15 protein-coding genes and 3 tRNA genes are annotated in these 16,315 nt (G+C 60.4%); 15 read left to right on the top strand and 3 right to left on the bottom strand.

The window, feature by feature from the left end:
- Positions 1-17 precede the first annotated feature (17 nt).
- The 9 genes from pstB (at position 18) to FXN63_RS06805 (ending at position 8,076) form a co-directional block, all read left to right on the top strand.
- Positions 18-797: a phosphate ABC transporter ATP-binding protein PstB gene (pstB, locus tag FXN63_RS06765; protein ID WP_148813926.1), complete on the top strand. Its 780-nt coding sequence runs from the start codon at positions 18-20 to the stop codon at positions 795-797.
- A 264-nt stretch (positions 798-1,061) separates the two neighbouring features.
- Positions 1,062-2,210 (top strand): GGDEF domain-containing protein, encoded by a 1,149-nt coding sequence (locus tag FXN63_RS06770; protein WP_148813927.1) that lies wholly within the window; start codon positions 1,062-1,064, stop codon positions 2,208-2,210.
- Positions 2,211-2,377: 167 nt separating this feature from the next.
- A complete protein-coding gene (locus FXN63_RS06775) occupies positions 2,378-3,595 on the top strand; it encodes a putative DNA modification/repair radical SAM protein (RefSeq protein ID WP_148813929.1) in 1,218 nt (405 codons plus the stop codon).
- Positions 3,592-5,142 (top strand): UdgX family uracil-DNA binding protein, encoded by a 1,551-nt coding sequence (locus FXN63_RS06780; protein ID WP_148813931.1) that lies wholly within the window; start codon positions 3,592-3,594, stop codon positions 5,140-5,142. Before FXN63_RS06775 ends, FXN63_RS06780 begins: the two co-directional genes overlap by 4 nt.
- A 110-nt stretch (positions 5,143-5,252) precedes the next feature.
- Positions 5,253-5,329: transfer RNA gene (locus FXN63_RS06785), tRNA-Pro, on the top strand.
- Between the two features lie 520 nt (positions 5,330-5,849).
- Positions 5,850-7,049, top strand: a complete 1,200-nt coding sequence (locus FXN63_RS06790; protein ID WP_187395127.1) for a GGDEF domain-containing protein — start codon at positions 5,850-5,852, stop codon at positions 7,047-7,049.
- Positions 7,050-7,160: 111 nt separating this feature from the next.
- Positions 7,161-7,237, top strand: a tRNA-Arg gene (locus tag FXN63_RS06795).
- Between the two features lie 182 nt (positions 7,238-7,419).
- Positions 7,420-7,857: a T9SS type A sorting domain-containing protein gene (locus FXN63_RS06800; protein WP_148813934.1), complete on the top strand. Its 438-nt coding sequence runs from the start codon at positions 7,420-7,422 to the stop codon at positions 7,855-7,857.
- A 143-nt stretch (positions 7,858-8,000) separates the two neighbouring features.
- A tRNA-His gene (locus FXN63_RS06805) sits at positions 8,001-8,076 on the top strand.
- 31 nt (positions 8,077-8,107) lie between these two features.
- Here the strand turns inward: FXN63_RS06805 and FXN63_RS26685 are convergent.
- Positions 8,108-8,551, bottom strand: coding sequence for a hypothetical protein (locus FXN63_RS26685; protein WP_187395128.1), 444 nt, complete (start codon positions 8,549-8,551; stop codon positions 8,108-8,110).
- Between the two features lie 156 nt (positions 8,552-8,707).
- On the opposite strand from FXN63_RS26685, the gene FXN63_RS06810 reads away from it, so the two are divergent.
- The 3 genes from FXN63_RS06810 (at position 8,708) to FXN63_RS06820 (ending at position 12,203) form a co-directional block, all read left to right on the top strand.
- Positions 8,708-10,153, top strand: a complete 1,446-nt coding sequence (locus FXN63_RS06810; protein ID WP_187395129.1) for an aldehyde dehydrogenase family protein — start codon at positions 8,708-8,710, stop codon at positions 10,151-10,153.
- A gap of 83 nt (positions 10,154-10,236) precedes the next feature.
- Positions 10,237-11,562, top strand: a complete 1,326-nt coding sequence (locus FXN63_RS06815; RefSeq protein ID WP_148813936.1) for an NAD(P)/FAD-dependent oxidoreductase — start codon at positions 10,237-10,239, stop codon at positions 11,560-11,562.
- 146 nt (positions 11,563-11,708) lie between these two features.
- The gene (locus FXN63_RS06820; RefSeq protein WP_148813938.1) at positions 11,709-12,203 is read left to right on the top strand and encodes a YciE/YciF ferroxidase family protein; all 495 of its coding nucleotides are present in this window, start codon (positions 11,709-11,711) and stop codon (positions 12,201-12,203) included.
- An 81-nt stretch (positions 12,204-12,284) separates the two neighbouring features.
- Here FXN63_RS06820 and FXN63_RS06825 read toward each other — a convergent pair whose 3' ends face one another.
- Entirely contained in the window at positions 12,285-12,695 is a 411-nt protein-coding gene (locus FXN63_RS06825) for an RcnB family protein (RefSeq protein WP_148813939.1), read from the bottom strand.
- A gap of 316 nt (positions 12,696-13,011) precedes the next feature.
- Positions 13,012-13,305, bottom strand: coding sequence for a hypothetical protein (locus tag FXN63_RS06830; protein ID WP_148813942.1), 294 nt, complete (start codon positions 13,303-13,305; stop codon positions 13,012-13,014).
- Positions 13,306-13,471: 166 nt separating this feature from the next.
- Between FXN63_RS06830 and FXN63_RS06835 the strand changes: the two genes are divergently transcribed.
- From FXN63_RS06835 to FXN63_RS06845, 3 genes are all read left to right on the top strand, one after another.
- Positions 13,472-14,101 carry an L-threonylcarbamoyladenylate synthase gene (locus FXN63_RS06835; protein ID WP_148813943.1) on the top strand — a complete coding sequence of 210 codons (630 nt, stop codon included), beginning with the start codon at positions 13,472-13,474 and terminating at the stop codon, positions 14,099-14,101.
- 136 nt (positions 14,102-14,237) lie between these two features.
- Positions 14,238-15,644, top strand: coding sequence for a tryptophan--tRNA ligase (locus FXN63_RS06840; protein WP_148813945.1), 1,407 nt, complete (start codon positions 14,238-14,240; stop codon positions 15,642-15,644).
- A 22-nt stretch (positions 15,645-15,666) separates the two neighbouring features.
- The gene (locus tag FXN63_RS06845) at positions 15,667-16,311 is read left to right on the top strand and encodes a site-2 protease family protein (protein ID WP_148813947.1); all 645 of its coding nucleotides are present in this window, start codon (positions 15,667-15,669) and stop codon (positions 16,309-16,311) included.
- Positions 16,312-16,315 lie beyond the last annotated feature (4 nt).

Genomic DNA, 16,315 nt, shown 5'->3' on the forward strand with positions numbered 1-16,315 from the left:
TCGCAAACGGATAAATCATGCCCACCACTGCGCAACAACCCAGCCGCGCCAAGCTGGAAGTCAAGAACCTGAACTTCTACTACGGCAAGTTCCACGCCCTGCGTAACGTCAACATGACGATCCCCGAAAAGAAGGTCACCGCCTTCATCGGCCCGTCGGGTTGCGGCAAGTCGACGCTGCTGCGTACCTTCAACCGCATGTTCGAGCTGTATCCCGAGCAGCGCGCCGAGGGCGAAATCAACATGGACGGTGAAAACCTGCTGCAATCCAAGCAGGACATCTCGCTGATCCGCGCCAAGGTCGGCATGGTCTTCCAGAAGCCCACGCCGTTCCCGATGAGCATCTACGACAACATCGCCTTTGGCGTGAAGCTGTTCGAACGCCTGAGCAAGGGCGAGATGGACGAGCGTGTCGAATGGGCGCTGACCAAGGCTGCTCTGTGGGAAGAAGTGAAGAACAAGCTGGGCCAGAGCGGTCACGGCCTGTCGGGTGGCCAGCAGCAACGTCTGTGCATTGCGCGCGGCATTGCGATCAAGCCGCAGGTGCTGCTGCTTGACGAACCTTGCTCGGCGCTGGACCCGATCTCGACGGCCAAGATCGAAGAGCTGATCACCGAACTGAAGAACGACTACACCGTGGTCATCGTGACCCACAACATGCAGCAGGCTGCACGTTGCTCGGACCACACCGCCTACATGTACCTGGGCGAACTGATGGAATTCGGTGAAACCCAGCAGATCTTCATCAAGCCGAAGAAGAAGGCGACCGAGGACTACATCACCGGTCGTTTCGGCTGATCCAAGTTCGCTTGTAGTACTGAACGTGTAATACCGAACCGCCGCGCTTTGCGCGGCGGTTTTATTTTTGGGGCAGGGCATCACCTGGTCAGAAAGGGGCGAGTGTCGGCTGAATGCATCAATATGCCGCTCAGGCAAGCCCGCCGAGCGCCCGCGACCGTTGTTCCCACGCGGCGCGCGGCGCAGATACGACGTGTGACTACCGCTTTCAGCCTAGAATCCCGAAACCGCCGCGATGTGCAGGCGAACGCATGTGTGTCTCCGATGTTCGTCGATCTTCTTACCCTCTATCTTCTCGCCGTTGGCACGCTGTTCGCCACGGCGTGCATGACATTCTGGGAGCATCGGACGAATGCCCGCCATAGCCGGGCGTTACGGTTGCTCGCAGCGGGCTTCGCAGTATTGGGCGTCGGCTGTGCGCTGATTCTGGTGCGTCGCCAGATACCCTGTGGCGCTGGTGCCACGATGGCCAATCTGGTGGTGTTGTCGGGGTATCTGTTGATACTCAACGGCATCGCTGCGTTCAGCGGGCGGCAATATCGGCGTTTGTGGGTCTTTGTTCTGGTCGTGATGGCGCTGGTGTGGGCCGTTGCAGGCGTACAAGGCGAACCCCTGGTCTGGCACTACCTCAGTTCGATTCCCATAGCCCTGATCAACGGCCTGATGGTCTGGGAAGTGCGCCGTGCCGAGACCATGAAAATGCTGTCGGCCCGGCACATCGTCGTTGCCATGGCCGGCATTCACACCATCTTCTACGCTGCCCGGGCCTTGATTCTGCCCTGGGCCGTGCAGGTTTACGGAGACGGATTGCTGTCGATCACCAGCAAGATCACGCTGTATGAAGGCGTGCTGTATTCCGTGGTGCTGCCCATGGCCCTGCTGAAACTGGTGCGTGACGAGACCCACAGCCAGTTATTGCAGGAATCCCAGACCGATTACCTGACCCGCCTGGGAAACCGACGTTCCTTCTTCGAACTGGGGGCGGCTGCCGTCGATGGCCGGGGGCGGCAGGGCCCGATCGCCATCTTTGCGTTCGACCTTGATCGCTTCAAATCCATCAACGACGTGCACGGTCACCAGGTTGGCGACGATGTGCTGAGGCGTTTTGCCGAGATTGCCCGCCGTGTGCTTGGCCCGAATGCGATCCTGGCTCGGATTGGCGGTGAAGAATTCGCCGCGCTGCTGGCCGGTGACGATGCGCGCGACGCAGTGTCGCTGGGGCAGTCCGTGACCAGGCAATTTGCAGAATCGGCGCGTGATCCGCATGCGGGCCTGGGGCTGATCGCAACGGTCAGTGTCGGGTTGGCTTATTTTGCAGATGAGGTGCCCGCTTTGCCCACCGCGCTTGCTGCAGCAGATCGTGCCTTGTACTGCGCGAAGGCGCAGGGTGGTGACAGGTTGGAACTGGCCTGACGTGATTGCTGGCCTGGGGCGCGGCGCGGCGTTGCTTGCCGGCGATTGACGGCTGATTTACCCATGCCAAGTCAGTCGTGTGAGCGAACAGACACGGTTGATGCAGGAACGCCCGACGAACGGTCAATGTGCTGGAATACTGTATTTTTATACAGTATTCTTGTGGCATGAAGCTCCGCGACAAACTAGAGATCCTGGCTGACGCTGCCAAATACGATTCCTCCTGTGCCAGCAGCGGGGCACCCAAGCGCTCGTCTGCCGGCAAAGACGGGCTGGGCACCACCACCGGCATGGGCATCTGCCACAGCTACACGCCCGACGGGCGTTGTGTGGCGCTGCTGAAGATCCTGTTCACCAACTTCTGTCAGTACGACTGCCAGTACTGCGTCAATCGGCGGTCCAGCAACGTGCCGCGTGCACGCTTCCAGGTAGACGAAGTGGTCAAGCTCACCATGGACTTCTATCGGCGCAACTACATCGAAGGGCTGTTCCTGTCTTCGGGCATTGTGCGCAGTGCCAACTACACGATGGAACAACTGGTGGAAGTGGCACGCCGGCTTCGCGAAGTTGAACTGTTTCGCGGTTATATCCACCTGAAGACGATTCCAGATGCCGATCCGCAATTGATCGCGCTGGCGGGCAAGTATGCCGATCGGCTCAGCGTCAATATTGAACTGCCGACCCAGGAAAGCGTGGAAAAGCTTGCGCCGGAAAAGAACGTGCACACCATCAAGATGGCAATGGGCACCATCCGCAGCAAGCTTGACGAATCGCAGGACAAGCGCGCGCCACGTTTCTCGCCCGGAGGGCAAAGTACCCAGATGATCGTGGGTGCCGATGCCAGCGACGACCGCAGCATTCTTGATACGGCAGTCACGCTGTACAGCGCCTACAAGCTGAAACGCGTGTATTACTCCGCCTTCAGCCCGATTCCCGACAGCCCGTCTTCAGTGCCGCTCGCTCCTGCGCCCCGGCTGCGTGAACATCGCCTGTACCAGGCGGATTTTCTGGTGCGGGGTTACGGTTTTCAAGTGCCCGAATTGCTGGATGCCGACCGGCATCTGGCCTTGGATATCGATCCCAAACTGGCATGGGCGCTGACGCGGCGCGAGCTGTTCCCGGTCGATCTGAATCGGGCCGACGAAGCCATGATTGCACGCGTGCCGGGCATTGGCTTGCGCAATGCGCAGCGCATCGTTGGCCTGCGCCGCCACCGCCGTGTCAGCTGGGCCGACCTGAGCCGGCTGCGCTGCCCGATGCAGAAGCTCAAACCCTTCATCGTGGTGTCGGACTACCGGCCTGCGGCTGAACCTCAGTCTGAACAGTTGCGCAAGGCCTTGATCGAGCCGCCGCGTCAGCTTGATCTCTGGGGCGCAGCAGCATGAGTACCCGGCATCGATACGAAATCGCAGACTTCGAGGCCTGGCGGCGTATCGCTCGGGAATTGCTGCTGGCAGGCGTGCCACCGCACGATGTCGATTGGCTCGATGTCAGCGATTCAGGAAGCCATACGCTTTCCTTGTTCGAGTCGGCGGGGGGCGATGTTTCGGCTGCGCGCGCGCCTGCAATGAAACCAAACAGCAGCGCAGACTTGTTCAGTGCGGCCGATGTGTCAGGCGCAGACCACCAGCAGATGCCGTCATCAGATGTGGCTGAACATGCTGCGCCAGTCTTGCGTGTGTCCCGCCAGTGCCTGGACGTCTTGCGCTCGGCGGCCATGTTCCGTGACGCCGGCCGATGGGCCTTGCTGTATCAGGCCTTGTGGCGTTGGCAGCAAGGCGACCAGGCTGCAATCTCGCCCGCCGATTCGGACGGCGCGCGCATTCACGTAATGGTCAAGGCGGTTCAACACGAAATTCATCGCATGCATGCCTACGTGCGCTTTCGTGAAACTCAGGGTGAGCGCCCGGCCGGTTCGCCGCAGTTCATTGCCTGGTTCGAGCCAGTGCATGAAATCCTGCGGGCAGGGGCCCCGTATTTCCGACAGCGCATGGGCCGCGCCAGCTGGATGATCGCGACCCCTGGCGGTATTGCCCAATGCCACGGCGAAGACATCGAATACGGCCCACCCATCCCGCAACCGCCGCCTATCGACGATGCCGGTGAAAGCCTGTGGTTAAGCTACTACCAGCATACGTTCAACCCCTCTCGCGTCAACGCGCGGGTGATGACGCAGCACATGCCTGTGCGTTATTGGAAGAACCTGCCCGAGGGCAAGCTGATCCCGGGTCTGGTGGCGCAAGCCAACGCCGGATCACAACAACTGGGGCAGACCGACTCGGTAGGGGCCAGAAAAGGCGCACCGATTCGTGTGTCGGCCGCGCGCGCCATGCCGGTACGTGAAGCGCCGCGCACGCTTGATACCTGCACGCGCTGCGAACTGGGACGCCACGCCACGCAGGGCGTCGCAGGTATCGGGCCGCGCAATGCCAGCATCATGCTGGTTGGCGAACAGCCCGGTGATCAGGAAGACCTTCAAGGCACCGTGTTTGTCGGGCCGGCAGGGCAGTTGCTCAATCAGGCGTTGGAAGCGGCTACCCTGTCGCGCGACGCTATCTACCTGACCAACGCCGTCAAACACTTCAAGTGGGAGCCGCGCGGCAAGCGCCGGCTTCACAAGACGCCCGCGCAACAGGAAGTCGATGCCTGTCGTTATTGGTTGGAGCAAGAATTGACCGAGGTTGCACCCAAGGTCATCGTCACGCTGGGGGCCACGGCTTTGCGCAGCGTGTTGAATCACGCTCGCATCAAGCTGCAGGATCAGCGAGGGCGGCCGTTGCGTCACGGTGATACGTGGGTGATACCTACTTGGCATCCGGCCTATGTACTGCGCGTGCCAGACCCTCGTGCACGCACCGATGCGCTGGCCGACATCGTTGCTGCCTTACGCCAGGCGCAGGCCTTATCCGAGTCGGATGTGGTGGCAGGATAAGGGTCGCCGGATAAAAGCCATCGATCGGTGCCGAACGAGGCCCGACCTGATGTACAATCGCGGCTCGGGTTTTTCGCCGGACACTGCGTCCTGCTTTATTCGAGCCTCGTCGGGGCGTAGCGCAGCCTGGTAGCGCATCTGCTTTGGGAGCAGAGGGTCGTGAGTTCGAATCCCACCGCCCCGACCACCAGAATGCCAAGTAACAGCCCAGCGGCTGTTGGAAGAATCGAAAGAAGCTGTCAATGACTTTGTGCATTGGCGGCTTTTTTTGTATGCGGCTCACGGGCTTGCCTCAGCGCCAACAAGCGGCCGATCAAGGCGCTGCAAGGCTTATCGGCTGCGGCGTGCAGGCGGTGGTGTCCGCAGACCGTAAGAAAGGCGGACCTGCGCCGTTGCAATGGCACATGCTTTGCTTTGCGCATGCATGACATGAATGGGGAGGGCACACCTGCCCCAAGCATTCCCGCACGGCGTTCCTAGCACTGATTACCCCGCACTGACTACCCGTACTACAACACGAAGATCACGCACGACGCGCTACGCACCGTCCACCGGTTTCCACCTGGTGGCGCTCGCACAATCCACATCATGCAGGGGAGAGGGAAGGGCAGTGAATTCCCGTGATGTCGTGTACGGCCATGCTTGCCTGCGCCCGGCTTTGTCTGGGCAGGTCGTGTCCTGCCTGCGTCATGTGCAGCGTGGTACCCATGCTTGATACGCGTACCCTGATCTTCTGCGGTGGCGTCGGCCAATTGCTGGCGGCGTTGCTATTGATCGGCGTGGCGGTGATCCACCGACGCGAGCTGGCTGCACGCTATTGGGCCTGCGCCTATCTGATGCTGGCGCTCGGCACGCCCCTGTTCATCATGCGCGGCATGGTGTCCGACTTCATGAGCATCGTGGTGGCAAACACGCTCAGCATCGGCGGGGTGTACCTGATCTATGTCGGCGTGGCGCAGTTCGAGCGCCGTCCCAAGTATTGGCGCGCGGGCCTGAGCATGCTGCTGGCATCCGCGCTTGGCCTGGCCTACTGGGCCTACGTCGATCCACGGTTGCCGGCGCGCGTCATCATGGCCAATCTGGGCATCATTCCCTTCGCGCTGATGATTTCCTGGACCATGCTGCGCACCAGAATGATCGGCCAGCGCATCATTCCCCTAGCTATTTCGGCTTTGTTCCTGGCGGTCGCCATCGGCAACACCATTCGGGTCGTGGACGCGGCGTTTCGCTGGGATTCTGCTAACACCAACGCATTTGCAGCACCCTGGTTGGCGCTGTGGCTGGCCTTGACGCTGGCCGTGGTGTTTCTTAGCGCCACCGGCTTTCTGATCATGATCCAGCTTCGTGTGCAGGCCAGGCTTGATCGGCTTGCCAATCACGATCCCTTGACGGGGCTGTTCAATCGACGGGCGTTTCGCCGTCGTGTGATCGATGTCATGCGCCAGGCCGTGCCAGACAGGGCGGATGGGGCAGGTGGGGTCTTGCTGCTGATGGATCTGGATCGGTTCAAGCAACTGAATGACCACTTCGGACACCTTGCCGGCGACCGTGTGCTGCGCGCCTTTGCCAATGTGTTGATGGAAAAATTACCGCCTGAAGCCATTGCTGGAAGATTTGGTGGCGACGAGTTCTGTGTATTGCTGCCCGAGGCAAACGCCGCGCAGGCCGCGCAACAGGCAGAAATCATCCGTGCCGCAACCGAGCGTTTGGCGGTCATCGTCGGGCCGGCAATTGTTCGGGTGCAGGTCAGTATCGGCTTGAGTGAACCGACCACCAGTCTTTCTTTCAACGAACTGCTGCGACGTGCCGACCAGGCGCTTTATCAAGCTAAGTCTGCCGGGCGCAATAGTGTGGCCCTGGGTGATAAGGCACTTGCGCTGATGCAGCCGGCAAGCTTGGCGCATTAAGCAATCCGGTCTGTCTGGGCGCTTGCCAGCGGTTTTATGGGCTGGATTGGCGCGATTCCTCACTTGTTGGCAAATTGCAGGTGCTGCCAATGCTATCCTTGCGGTCGCTGCCTGCCCGTAGCTCAGTTGGATAGAGCAACGGCCTTCTAAGCCGTGGGTCGGGGGTTCGATTCCCTTCGGGCAGGCCAGCACAGCTTATTGCCTTATTGCCTTATCGCCGGTTTTGCCGGCGATGAAAATGAAGTCCGATGCCATCAGGCACGGGCTTTTTTTCGTCCGCAGAGGCTTGGCTGGGGCAGCCGCCTGGGTCAGGCACTTATCTTGCTGAGACGCGCTTCTCTTCAGATATGTACGAAAAAAGGGTTTGATCATGGGCCTGACCGCCAAATTCCTCGCAGCTACCGCCATTGCACTGGGCTTGAGCACACAACCGCTGCTTGCCCAGACCACGATGTCGGCGAACGATTTGCCTGTGGAGCAGACACAGGGCGATGTGCGGTATCGCACTGGCGGTATCGGACTGGATGAATCGACCGCTTTCAAGTCTGCTATCGGCAAGCACAGCGCCGCCCTGGTGTTCACCTCGCATTCCGGCGGAGCAAATGAGTATCTGGCCGATGTGCCGGTAACCATTACCGATGCTCGTGGCCGGGAAGTGCTTCGTGTTGCTGCCGGCCCGTATCTGCTGATCGATCTGCCGGCGGGCAACTACACCGCGACTGCCAGCTATCAGGATCAGACCCTGACCCGCAAGTTCTCGGTGGGTGCGCGAAAGGGCAATCGGGTGTCGTTCGACTGGCGCCGTTGAAGCGAACTATTTAATTTTTGCTATCGATTCGCCAAACGCAAAAAAATCCGTTAGAATTCTTCTTCTCTGCTGCACCGACGTGAAAACGCAGGTGCCGGCGGGGAAGATAGAGTGCTGTAAAAGCTAGTTGAAAGAAATCAGTGGTGACTGTAGCTCAGTTGGTAGAGTCCCGGATTGTGATTCCGGTTGTCGTGGGTTCGAGCCCCATCAGTCACCCCATTTTTCTTAAACTATTTTTTTATACGCGTCATTAATACCTGATCGGATCACCGATTAGCGTGTCTAAGTTCCACGCAGTGGAATTCGAAGAAAATCCCCTGTCAGTAAAAATAAGCATCGCGGCGTAAGCCATTTGGCGCGAGCACAGATTGCTTGGATCAACACTGGTTGCTTGAATCAATACGGTTCGTCTCCGTGGCGTCTGATTCAAAACATCTGACTCCTTGCACCGGGTCGCACGCACTCGCGATGTGTCCTCGTCAAGCACCAGCACCAGCACCAGCACCAGCACCAGCACCAGCACCAGCACAACCGCAGGCACCTTGCCCCCCCCCGGTGCCGTCGTGCACACCCAAGCCATTCCGCCCTGTTTTGCGACCGCATTACGTGGCCTTTCGCTCGCGCGGCACAATCCGCTGTAAGTGAATCGCAATCGCACACTTCGCGTTTTTTCAGGCACCAGGTTCAGCATCAATCTGGCAGGGCTTTCATTAGCATTGATACATCGGTGAACACCCGGTGTCCTGTGATTTCAGCGCCGGCGTTCCCTTCGACTCAGTCAGCTCGATGAACTCCGCGAACAAGGCCCGCTGCCAACGCAGCCGCCAAGCTGCGCATTCCAAGGACAAGCATGACCATGGCAACTGACAACCGTAGCTGGGACGATATGCGGCTATATATCGACGGACGCTGGCATGACAGGTCAGAGGCACCGAAGATCGCGGTCGTGAATCCTGGTTCCGAGACCGTCCTGGGTCATGTTGCCGCAGGTTCGCAAGCCGACGTCGAGCTTGCCGTAGCGGCGGCGCGGCGTGCGTTCGACCAGTTCTCCCAAAGCACAGTGGCAGCGCGGATCGCCTTGCTCGAACGCATTCAGGCGCTGATTGAAGCGCGCGCCGAACAATTCGCCCAGGCCATCGTCAATGAAATGGGCACACCGATCGAGTTCGCGAGAAACGCACATGTACCGGCTGGCATCGCCCATGTGCGTGCCCAGATCGAGGTGTTGCAGACTTATGAATTCCTGTCCAGAAAAGAGGGCATGGCGATTTCCAAAGAGCCGATCGGCGTGTGTGCGCTGATCACGCCCTGGAACTGGCCGCTTTACCAGATCACCGCCAAGGTCGCGCCTGCGATTGCCTCAGGGTGCACGGTGGTGCTCAAGCCCAGCGAATTGTCGCCCTACAGCGCACTGCTTTTTGCCGAGGTCATGCACGACGCCGGTGCGCCTGCCGGCGTGTTCAATCTTGTCAGTGGCACGGGGGAAGTGGTTGGGGCGGCGCTCTCTTCGCACCCCGAAGTCGACATGATTTCCATCACCGGCTCCACTCGTGCCGGTGTGCTGGTCGCCCAGGCAGCGGCGGTAACGGTCAAGCGTGTCGTGCAGGAACTGGGTGGCAAGTCGCCCAATGTGTTTTTGGACGACGCAGACTTCAAGAACGGCGTCGCCAAGGGCGTGTTGTCGGGCATGCGCAATGCCGGCCAGTCGTGCAGTGCACCGACACGCATGCTGGTTCCCGCGTCACGCCTGGCCGAGGTCGAAGCCCTGGCAATCGCGGCGGTCGCAGACATCACCGTGGGCGACCCGAACGATGTGAAAACCATCATGGGGCCGATTGCCAACGCGGCGCAGTACGCACGCGTGCAGACCATGATTGCGCGTGGCATTGAAGAAGGGGCCAAGCTGATCTGTGGTGGTCTTGGCCTGCCCGATGGGCTGGAACACGGCTACTTTGCGCGTCCCACGGTGTTTTCCGAGGTGACGTCAAGCATGCAGGTGGCCCAGCAGGAAATATTCGGCCCGGTGCTGGTCATCATCCCCTACCAGGACGAAGCCGAGGCCATCGCAATTGCCAATGACACGATCTACGGCCTGGGTGCACACGTTCAATCAGCCGACCCGGAACGGGCACGGCGGGTGGCAGGGCGACTGCGTGCAGGCCAGGTGCACATCAATTACCCGGCCTGGCGCAGCGACGCGCCGTTTGGGGGATACAAACGCTCTGGCAATGGTCGCGAATATGGCGTCCATGGACTGGAGGAATACCTGGAAACCAAGGCCATCGTCGGCTACTGAACAATGAAATTGGCTGGTGACACGGTTGTCACGAGTCAGCTGCACTTCCCAGCTTTCGAGCACCTTCTGCGGACACCCTGAGCATGCCAGCCCCTTTATTTGCCATCGAAACGAATGCCGAGCTGCCCACGCACGCTGACGTGGTCGTGATCGGTGGCGGGATTATCGGAACCTTCACCGCCTATTACCTGGCCAAGCGTGGAATGAAGGTCGCGCTGCTGGAAAAGGGGCGTATCGGTGCCGAGCAATCAAGTCGGAACTGGGGTTGGTGCCGCCAGCAGAATCGCGATGCACGCGAATTGCCGATGGCCACGAAAAGCCTCGATCTCTGGGAACAATTCTCGGCAGACTCCGGTGAAGAAACCGGTTTTCAACGCTGCGGCCTGCTTTATCTGAGCAACAGCGAAAAGGAATTGGACGGTTGGGCCAAGTGGGGTGAGTTTGCTCGCACCGTCAACGTGAAGACGCAGATGTTGACCGCCGAGGAAGCCGCTGCCCGCGCGCGTGTTACCGGCAAACCTTGGCGGGGCGGTGTCTTTTCGCCCACCGACGGTATTGCCGACCCGTCTCGGGCGGCCCCGGCCGTGGCACGTGCCGTCATGAAGCTGGGCGGCACGGTGCATCAGGACTGCGCAGCACGCGGCGTGGAAACCGAAGGTGGCCGACTGTCTGCCGTGGTGACCGAGAAAGGGACGATCCGCACCAAAATGGCTGTGCTGAGCGGCGGGGCCTGGGCCTCATCGTTTTGCCATCAGCACGGCATTCGTTTCCCCCAGGCGGCCATTCGGCAGACTGCCTTGGCGATCTCGCACGGTGTCGAGGGCATGCCGGCGGCCTGCCATACCACGGGCGTTTCCATGACCCGCCGTGTGAATGGCGGCTATACCGTCGCAATCAGTGGCCGAGGCCGTGTCGATCCGACCCCGCAGCTTTTCCGCTTCGCGCCGCAATTCCTGCCCATGTTCCAACGTCGCTGGCGCAGCCTTGCGCCCGGTGGACTGGAAGGTATTCGTGCGGGCCACGAGGGCTGGCGCAAGTGGAAGCTGGATCAGCAAACGCCGATGGAGCGCACGCGGATTCTTGATCCCAAGCCCGATGCGGCGGCAGTGGCACTGACCTATGAACGCGCAGTGGAAATGATTCCAGCACTGAAGGCGTCATCGATCACGGCGGCGTGGGCCGGTTATGTCGACAGCACACCGGATGGCGTCCCGGGCATCGGCGAAATGGCAAGCCTGCCTGGCCTGGTGCTTGCCGCCGGGTTCAGCGGCCACGGTTTTGGTATCGGCCCGGGGGCAGGGCATTTGATTGCCGACATCGTCAGCGGTGCTGCACCATTGGTCGATCCGCGTCCGTACCATCCGAGCCGATTCCAGTCTTCGTCTTGGGGCAAGGTCGCGGATTTCTGAATTGTCGGGTTTTTCGGCTTCCTGATCGTCAGGTTTGCCTGTCTTCAGGTGTCAAATCTATTGCACCAGCATGCAATGGTCGGGGCATGAGAGTTGCGGAGTGGTACGCCGCACAAACACCTCTCACCTTTCTGCTGGAGTTATCAATGGCCGTGAAGACACTGCAAGACTTGTTCATCCACGCCCTGTCGGACGTGGCCAGTGCTGAAAAGCAGATTACCAAAGGCTTGCCGAAGATGGCGCGTGCTGCCACGGACCCTAAACTGGTCGAGGCATTCAAGGCGCATCTTGAAGAAACGCGTGGACAGATCGAGCGAATCGATGCTGTGGTCGAGTCGATTGGCCTTCGCCTGAAGCGCATCAAATGCGCAGCAATGGAAGGCCTGATTGAAGAGGCTTCCGAGGAAATCGAAGAAATCGAAAAAGGTCCGGTGCTGGATGCTGCGCTGATCGGTGCGGCGCAGAAAGTCGAGCACTACGAAATCGCCAGCTACGGCACCCTGATCGCGCTGGCCAAGCAGCTTGGATTCACCGAAGCTGCCGATTTGCTTCAAGCCACGCTGGACGAAGAAAAGGCCACTGACAGCAAGCTCACCGTGCTGGCATTGCAAGAAGAAAATGCCAAGGCCGCTGCTGTCTGATGTGAACGCTGTCGGGTCGATTGACCCAGGCCTATGTAATAAAGCCAGGTCCGCATGCGCTGCGGCCCTGGCTTTGTTTATTTAGCGTGCCAATACGGCTTGCATGATCACACCAGTGGCGATGCCGACGAGCAGATAATCAGCGCCTACGCCAACCCAGTGTGCGCCACGGGGCGGCGGTGCCAGGCGATGGCCGCGCCAGTCATTCACAATATATTGGCGGCCACGGTAATCGCGCGGCAGGCGGTCACCGCGTGACCAACGCGGGCCAGGGCCGTGACGATAATGGTCTGCACGGTCGTTGCGGCGGCCGTCCCAATCACGGCGGTCATCGTAACGACGACGATCGTCACGAATCACGATTACGCGATCCGGACCGCGACGGTCGTAATGGTCGTGACGGCGACCGTGGTCGTGAGCCTGTGCAGGAGCAATCGCGGCCAGAGAGAGACAGCCAGTGATCGCCAAAGCGGTGAGTTTAGTGAGTTTCATGGTGGCACTCCTTGGATCGTGTTCGGTATTCGCGTCAGGCCCGCCGACGCCATGACCTCAATGTACGTGTGCACTGAGGTCGAAATGTGGCGAAATCGTGGGCTTGCGTTAGCGCGCGTAGCTCGACGCGGAAGCACGATTGATGCCCGACGCAGAATATGCAGGGCACAGCAAGGCACGTCCCTTGCGACTGCTTGCGAGCCTGGGACATGAGGGCGAAGTGGTGTAGGTTTCGCCAGGCACCGGTAGCCTTGCGTCAAGCCTGACGCGGTGGCACCGGTGCCGGTGGAAAGCAACAGACGCGGTGCGCGAAGCGTCAGCGGCGTTCCGGCACCACCATCTGTGCAACTTCGAATTCGACCAGGTCACCGACGCGGAAGGTTTCGAGTTTCATGCCGCCGTGGTCTTGCGGCCCGACAAAGGTAGCGATCTTGCCTTGATAGCGGTCGGCGTCGCGGCCGGTCACACTGACAATGATTCGGTAGTTGGCACCGGTGGCAGGCGAAAGATGGATATGGTCGCCCGTTTCAATGCGGCGCGGCGTACCGCTTGCCGCATCGGCAGGAGCGGGCAGAAATTGGTCGGGGCCATGTTTGGCGGCCTGGGTCATCGTGTCATCCTGTGCGCAGCGGAGAGGGTGGATCCCGCGTTTGCGGTAACTATTCTCTTTATGGATATACCCCGGCCGCGAGACGATTTCTATCTCGCCGTAGACAAATTGCTTCGGTTAGGCATTTTTCCCACAGCTTTTCTCCAAGCTAGACATAAAGAAAACCATGGCTCAGTTCTTTAGTGTGCATCCCCAGAATCCGCAGGCGCGCTTGTTGAAGCAAGCGGCACAGCTGCTGCACAACGGCGGTTTGGTGGCGGTTCCGACTGATTCGGGTTACGCCGTGCTGGCGCAGCTTGACAATAAAACCGCTGCCGACGCGTTGCGGCGGCTTCGCGGCATCGATGATCGGCATCATTTGACCGTTCTGTGTCGGGACCTGGCCGAGATTGCCGTCATGGCGCGGGTGGACAACCGCCAATATCGTTTGCTGAAGGCCGCAACGCCGGGGCCATGGACGTTCATTCTTGAAGCCACGCGCGAAGTGCCGCGCCGCCTATCGCATCCGTCGCGCAAGACGATCGGCATTCGGGTGCCTGACTATCCCATCACGCTGGAACTGCTGGAAATCATGGGTACGCCGGTGATTTCGACAACGCTAATTCCGGCCGGCGAAACCGAGCCGCTGAGCGACGCCGAGGCGATCCGCGAGCGCTACGAGCACGAATTGGCTGCGGTGATCGATGGTGGTGCCTGTGCGGTCTTGCCCACCACCGTGATCGACCTGACCGGTGATGAGCCGGAATTGATTCGTCGCGGACGCGGTGATCCTGCGCTGCTTGGCATTGCGGGTTGATGTGCTGACGGGCGATCTGCTGACCACCTGACGTGACGCGCGGCCCCAGTACGCATTACCGGTACGCGCCACGTCGGATCGCAAGCGCTAACGGCTACACTGCTGCTTTGCATCCGCAGCCGGTTCACGCGTCGCCATGAGTTCCAGTATCAGTTCCCGCACTAGCCCCAGCAGCAACCCCAGCAGCCGTACCCGCGTACTTACCGGTATCACCACTACGGGCACGCCGCACCTGGGCAACTACGTTGGGGCCATCCGTCCTGCCGTGACGGCCAGCCTGCGCGCCGATACCGAGGCCTTCTACTTCCTGGCCGACCTGCATGCGCTGATCAAGTGCGGTGATCCGGCCCGTGTCGAACGTTCGCGCCGTGAATTGGCCGCTACCTGGCTGGCTGCAGGTCTTGACCCGGAACGGGTGACGTTCTATCGCCAATCCGACATTCCTGAGATCCCGCAGCTGTGCTGGTTGCTGACCTGCGTCACGCCCAAGGGCTTGATGAACCGGTCGCATGCGTACAAGGCAAGCGTCGATCGCAACGTGGAAACCGGTCAGGAAACCGATGACGGCATCAACATGGGGCTGTTCTCCTACCCCATTCTGATGGCGGCGGACATTCTGATGTTCAACGTACACAAGGTGCCGGTTGGACGCGATCAGGTGCAGCACATCGAAATGGCGCGCGACATTGCGCAGCGCTTTAATCATCTGTTCGGCAATGGCCGCGAACTGTTGCTGTCGCCGGAAGCGTCGATCGAAGAAGACGTGGCGCTGCTGCCAGGCCTGGACGGTCGCAAGATGTCCAAGAGCTACGACAACACCATTCCGCTGTTTGAAGGCAACGCCAAGCAACTGCGTGAAGCGATTTCGCGCATCGTCACGGACTCGCGTCTGCCGGGTGAAGCCAAGGATGCCGAGCAGTCGCATCTGTATGTGATCTATCGTGCCTTCGCCACGCCGGAAGCCACGGCGTCCTTCCGCTCGGCGCTGGAAGGCGGTATGGGCTGGGGTGATGCCAAGCAGGCCTTGTTCGAGTTGATCGACGGTGAGATCGCGCCAATGCGCGAGAAATATCACGCGCTGATGGCCCAGCCCGCCCAGGTGGAAGCACTGCTGCAGATTGGCGCAGCCAAAGCACGTGAACGTGCCGCCCCCTTGCTGGAGACGCTGCGTGACGCCGTGGGCCTGCGTTCGGCCACCAGTGTCGCTGTGGCCCCGACCAAGAAGAAAAAGGCGGCCAAGTTGGCACGCTTCATCAGCTTCCGCGAAAAAGACGGCAGCTTCGGCTTCCGTCTGCTGGCGGCCGATGGCGAAGAGCTGCTGTATTCCAGCGGCCATGCCACGCCGCAGAGCTCGGGCGCATTGATTCAACAACTGCGTCAGCCGGGTGCCCTGAGCGAGGCCTTGAAGCCGGCCGCACCACATTACGAGCTGGTGATCGACGGTGGCGTGATCGGTCGTGGTCCGGTTGATGCGGCAGGGGTCGACAAGCTGCTGGCCGAATTGGCAGCCTTGGACGCGGCTGCTTCAGATAGCGACGCTTGAGCGTCGACCGCTACAATCAGGCATGGATTCAGTCATTCAAACGATCGCGGTCTACGCGATCCCCCTGATCTTCGCGATCACGCTGCACGAGGCTGCGCACGGCTATGTCGCGCGCATGTTCGGTGACAACACGGCCGAACAGGCTGGCCGGATCAGCCTCAATCCCATTCGCCACATCGATCCGATCGGTACGCTTCTGGTGCCGGCGCTGATCCTGCTGACCAGCAAGCTGTTCGGCGGCGGTCTGCTGTTTGGCTGGGCCAAGCCCGTGCCGGTCAACTTCGGGCGTCTGCGCAATCCCAAGCGCGACATGCTGTGGGTGGCGGCTGCCGGGCCTGCCAGCAACCTGGTGATGGCAATCGGCTGGGCGATTGCGATCAAGATCATGATCGCATCGGGCGTCACCGAGCGATTCTTCCTGACCATGGGTATTGCCGGCGTGCAGGTCAACCTGACGCTGATGGCGCTCAATCTGTTGCCGATTCCGCCACTCGATGGCGGGCGCATCCTGTTCAGCCTGCTGCCTACCCGCCTGGCCATGCAGTTCGCCAGGATCGAGCCTTACGGCATGGTGATCCTGCTGGTCTTGCTGGCCACGGGCGTGCTGTCCACCTTGCTGTCGCCCTTGCTGGCGATTGGCGACCTGGTCATCAGGCTGTTCCTCTGAACAG

This window comes from Pigmentiphaga aceris, from assembly GCF_008119665.1.
In the GTDB taxonomy this organism is placed as follows: Bacteria; Pseudomonadota; Gammaproteobacteria; order Burkholderiales; family Burkholderiaceae_B; genus Pigmentiphaga; species Pigmentiphaga aceris.

What these genes read in the sequence shown, in the direction of transcription:
- FXN63_RS06825 (WP_148813939.1), bottom strand. Translation starts at nt 12,695, where the DNA reads ATGAAACTCACTAAACTCACCGCTTTGGCGATCACTGGCTGTCTCTCT.
- FXN63_RS06775 (WP_148813929.1), top strand. Translation starts at nt 2,378, where the DNA reads ATGAAGCTCCGCGACAAACTAGAGATCCTGGCTGACGCTGCCAAATAC.
- FXN63_RS06780 (WP_148813931.1), top strand. Translation starts at nt 3,592, where the DNA reads ATGAGTACCCGGCATCGATACGAAATCGCAGACTTCGAGGCCTGGCGG.
- FXN63_RS06770 (WP_148813927.1), top strand. Translation starts at nt 1,062, where the DNA reads ATGTTCGTCGATCTTCTTACCCTCTATCTTCTCGCCGTTGGCACGCTG.
- FXN63_RS06830 (WP_148813942.1), bottom strand. Translation starts at nt 13,305, where the DNA reads ATGACCCAGGCCGCCAAACATGGCCCCGACCAATTTCTGCCCGCTCCT.
- pstB (WP_148813926.1), top strand. Translation starts at nt 18, where the DNA reads ATGCCCACCACTGCGCAACAACCCAGCCGCGCCAAGCTGGAAGTCAAG.
- FXN63_RS06810 (WP_187395129.1), top strand. Translation starts at nt 8,708, where the DNA reads ATGACCATGGCAACTGACAACCGTAGCTGGGACGATATGCGGCTATAT.
- FXN63_RS06820 (WP_148813938.1), top strand. Translation starts at nt 11,709, where the DNA reads ATGGCCGTGAAGACACTGCAAGACTTGTTCATCCACGCCCTGTCGGAC.
- FXN63_RS06840 (WP_148813945.1), top strand. Translation starts at nt 14,238, where the DNA reads ATGAGTTCCAGTATCAGTTCCCGCACTAGCCCCAGCAGCAACCCCAGC.
- FXN63_RS06845 (WP_148813947.1), top strand. Translation starts at nt 15,667, where the DNA reads ATGGATTCAGTCATTCAAACGATCGCGGTCTACGCGATCCCCCTGATC.
- FXN63_RS06835 (WP_148813943.1), top strand. Translation starts at nt 13,472, where the DNA reads ATGGCTCAGTTCTTTAGTGTGCATCCCCAGAATCCGCAGGCGCGCTTG.
- FXN63_RS06800 (WP_148813934.1), top strand. Translation starts at nt 7,420, where the DNA reads ATGGGCCTGACCGCCAAATTCCTCGCAGCTACCGCCATTGCACTGGGC.
- FXN63_RS06815 (WP_148813936.1), top strand. Translation starts at nt 10,237, where the DNA reads ATGCCAGCCCCTTTATTTGCCATCGAAACGAATGCCGAGCTGCCCACG.
- FXN63_RS06790 (WP_187395127.1), top strand. Translation starts at nt 5,850, where the DNA reads ATGCTTGATACGCGTACCCTGATCTTCTGCGGTGGCGTCGGCCAATTG.